The 3,568-nt window shown below is 43.7% G+C and carries 3 protein-coding genes and 2 pseudogenes; 1 reads left to right on the forward strand and 4 read right to left on the reverse strand.

Annotation, left to right across the window (positions count from 1 at the left end; all coding sequences use genetic code 11):
- From ABZJ92_RS20995 to dfrA1, 3 genes and pseudogenes are all read right to left on the reverse strand, one after another.
- A pseudogene (locus ABZJ92_RS20995) lies at positions 1-88 on the reverse strand (ANT(3'') family aminoglycoside nucleotidyltransferase); the annotation flags it as partial.
- 57 nt (positions 89-145) lie between these two features.
- The gene (gene sat2 / locus ABZJ92_RS21000) at positions 146-670 is read right to left on the reverse strand and encodes a streptothricin N-acetyltransferase Sat2 (protein WP_000704156.1); all 525 of its coding nucleotides are present in this window, start codon (positions 668-670) and stop codon (positions 146-148) included.
- A gap of 94 nt (positions 671-764) precedes the next feature.
- Positions 765-1,238: a trimethoprim-resistant dihydrofolate reductase DfrA1 gene (gene dfrA1 / locus ABZJ92_RS21005; protein ID WP_000777554.1), complete on the reverse strand. Its 474-nt coding sequence runs from the start codon at positions 1,236-1,238 to the stop codon at positions 765-767.
- Between the two features lie 331 nt (positions 1,239-1,569).
- Here dfrA1 and intI2 point away from each other — a divergent pair.
- A pseudogene (intI2, locus tag ABZJ92_RS21010) lies at positions 1,570-2,547 on the forward strand (class 2 integron integrase IntI2).
- 187 nt (positions 2,548-2,734) lie between these two features.
- On the opposite strand, the gene ABZJ92_RS21015 reads toward intI2, so the two are convergent.
- Complete coding sequence (locus ABZJ92_RS21015) at positions 2,735-2,974, reverse strand: BrxA family protein (protein ID WP_001353740.1); 240 nt, start codon at positions 2,972-2,974, stop codon at positions 2,735-2,737.
- Positions 2,975-3,568: the final 594 nt, after the last annotated feature.

Genomic DNA, 3,568 nt, shown 5'->3' on the forward strand with positions numbered 1-3,568 from the left:
CCAGCAACGTCGGTTCGAGATGGCGCTCGATGACGCCAACTACCTCTGATAGTTGAGTCGATACTTCGGCGATCACCGCTTCCCTCATGATGTTTAACTCCTGAATTAAGCCGCGCCGCGAAGCGGTGTCGGCTTGAATGAATTGTTAGGCGTCATCCTGTGCTCCCGAGAACCAGTACCAGTACATCGCTGTTTCGTTCGAGACTTGAGGTCTAGTTTTATACGTGAACAGGTCAATGCCGCCGAGAGTAAAGCCACATTTTGCGTACAAATTGCAGGCAGGTACATTGTTCGTTTGTGTCTCTAATCGTATGCCAAGGAGCTGTCTGCTTAGTGCCCACTTTTTCGCAAATTCGATGAGACTGTGCGCGACTCCTTTGCCTCGGTGCGTGTGCGACACAACAATGTGTTCGATAGAGGCTAGATCGTTCCATGTTGAGTTGAGTTCAATCTTCCCGACAAGCTCTTGGTCGATGAATGCGCCATAGCAAGCAGAGTCTTCATCAGAGTCATCATCCGAGATGTAATCCTTCCGGTAGGGGCTCACACTTCTGGTAGATAGTTCAAAGCCTTGGTCGGATAGGTGCACATCGAACACTTCACGAACAATGAAATGGTTCTCAGCATCCAATGTTTCCGCCACCTGCTCAGGGATCACCGAAATCTTCATATGACGCCTAACGCCTGGCACAGCGGATCGCAAACCTGGCGCGGCTTTTGGTACAAAAGGCGTGACAGGTTTGCGAATCCGTTGCTGCCACTTGTTAACCCTTTTGCCAGATTTGGTAACTATAATTTATGTTAGAGGCGAAGTCTTGGGTAAAAACTGGCCTAAAATTGCTGGGGATTTCAGGAAAGTAAACATCACCTTCCGGCTCGATGTCTATTGTAGATATATGTAGTGTATCTACTTGATCGATCAGGCTTTTGTATATCTCCCCACCACCTGAAACAATGACATGATCCGTTATTTTCTTTAGGTTGGTTAAAGCATCTTTAATTGATGGAAAGATCAATACGTTCTCATTGTCAGATGTAAAACTTGAACGTGTTACGACCGCATACTTTCGGTTGGGTAATGCTCCCATTGATTCAAAAGTCTTGCGTCCAACCAACAGCCATTGGTTATAGGTAATAGCTTTAAACAGGAGCTGTTCACCTTTGGCACTCCATGGAATATCAGGGCCATTCCCGATAACTCCATTCTTCGATATAGCTACCATTAGTGATAGTTTCACAATTCTTCCTCAGAGGTTAACATTTTATTAGTAAGCATGCTCGTTTTGTCACCCGCTGATGCTTACCGTTAATTAATATAATCACTTGTATTAAATAGACTTTCTTTAAAAATACAAGACACTCTGTTATTACAAATCGTGCATGCCGTCTATCCTGCTTGCACGATGCACATTATCTCACCCAAAGAACTCATAACATTTTAATTTATTTAGCATTAAATTAAAACTCTACCGGTAAACAAGCATCTCTAGGCGTAAAAAACAGGCACTTTTTTAAATCCCAGCTAGAATAGGCTGTATAGGCAGACAGTTGCAAGACAAGGAGCGTTTTATGTCTAACAGTCCATTTTTAAATTCTATACGCACGGATATGCGACAAAAAGGTTATGCGCTGAAAACTGAAAAAACTTACCTGCACTGGATTAAGCGTTTTATTCTGTTTCACAAAAAACGTCATCCTCAGACCATGGGCAGTGAAGAGGTCAGGCTGTTTTTATCCAGCTTAGCAAACAGCAGACATGTAGCCATAAACACGCAGAAAATCGCTTTAAATGCCCTAGCTTTTTTGTACAACAGGTTTTTACAACAGCCGTTGGGCGATATTGATTATATCCCTGCAAGCAAGCCTAGACGGCTACCCTCTGTTATCTCTGCAAATGAAGTGCAACGCATTTTGCAGGTTATGGATACTCGCAACCAAGTTATTTTTACGCTGCTGTATGGTGCAGGTTTGCGCATTAATGAATGCTTGCGTTTGCGGGTTAAAGATTTTGATTTTGATAATGGCTGCATCACTGTGCATGACGGTAAGGGTGGGAAAAGCAGAAACAGCCTACTGCCCACGCGCCTAATCCCAGCAATAAAATAACTCATTGAGCAAGCGCGGCTTATTCAGCAAGACGACAACTTACAAGGCGTAGGGCCATCGCTGCCTTTTGCTTTAGATCACAAATACCCTTCTGCTTATCGACAAGCGGCGTGGATGTTTGTCTTTCCCTCCAGCACGCTCTGCAACCACCCGTATAACGGCAAATTATGCCGCCATCATCTGCATGACTCCGTTGCGCGAAAGGCATTGAAGGCAGCCGTACAAAAAGCAGGCATCGTTAGCAAGCGTGTCACTTGTCATACATTTCGTCACTCGTTTGCTACGCATCTATTACAAGCGGGGCGTGATATTCGCACTGTGCAAGAACTCTTAGGGCATAACGATGTTAAGACCACGCAAATCTATACGCATGTGTTGGGTCAGCATTTTGCCGGCACCACCAGTCCTGCGGATGGACTGATGCTACTTATCAATCAGTAAAAGTAGATAAATATCTTTATGTAGCCCTGAGTAGCCCCTGATACTTTTTATGGTGAAAAAGATAAACAATCATAGAGGGGATAAATATGAGCCAGTTCTACCATTGTTCAGATAAGTTTAAGCAAGATACTGTCAATCACAGTGACCATTCATGGTCATTACACTTCCTCCAGTTGCCAGACAATGCCTAACATAAAAACGCAAAAGCCCAAAAGTCAGAGCTTAGGTGTTCTAGGCGTTTTCTAAGCGCTGAAGAAATACGTCTTACCGTAGATTGCGTGCGTTTCTGAAGCACATTTTCCTTATACATGGCTTTATCCCAGGCAGCTTCATCAAGCTCTTGGAGTAACAAGCCAGTAATAATGCGACACTCTCGGGTTTGTAGCGAGCCGCTGGTGAGATCGGAGTTATAGCGGAAAGGGGTCATTTGTAATTATTTGTGGGTGGAGGATAGTTAACTTATTATTGTAGTTGGAAGAGGCTGCTTTCCAAACATTAGCACCTCGTAATGCTTGTTACTGTATATTAATTTATGCTCTTAGCGCATGTTAATGGGCTATTACAATGCATAATGTCCACATCAAGATAACTGTGGCTTAACACCTGTACAAGCGAAAAAAATCAATCACCTGTCCGGAAATACGGGATCACTGTAAAGTGTTGGTGAGGCAGTCTAGGAGGGGGATTTAATTTGGGATACTGATGAAAGGATTATGATCAGTTGGATATAGGATCGTACTAAGCTGAGCGGCAGGTTAGCTAGATTAGTTAACCAGATAAGTGAAATCTAGTTCCAAACTATTTTGTCATTTTTAATTTTCGTATTAGCTTACGACGCTACACCCAGTTCCCATCTATTTTGTCACTCTTCCCTAAATAATCCTTAAAAACTCCATTTCCACCCCTCCCAGTTCCCAACTATTTTGTCCGCCCACAGCTGCCGACCGGTGTAATGCCGATCAGTTAAGGATCAGTTGACCGATCCAGTGGCTGTGTAAGAATCCGGAAACGCTCACTTGTT

This window comes from Shigella sp. FJ200513 (assembly GCF_040495915.1).
In the GTDB taxonomy this organism is placed as follows: Bacteria; Pseudomonadota; Gammaproteobacteria; order Enterobacterales; family Enterobacteriaceae; genus ECMA0423.

Bases quoted from the DNA above. Each gene is read 5' to 3' on its own strand.
- sat2 (WP_000704156.1), bottom strand. From the start codon at position 670: ATGAAGATTTCGGTGATCCCTGAGCAGGTGGCGGAAACATTGGATGCT.
- ABZJ92_RS21015 (WP_001353740.1), bottom strand. From the start codon at position 2,974: ATGACCCCTTTCCGCTATAACTCCGATCTCACCAGCGGCTCGCTACAA.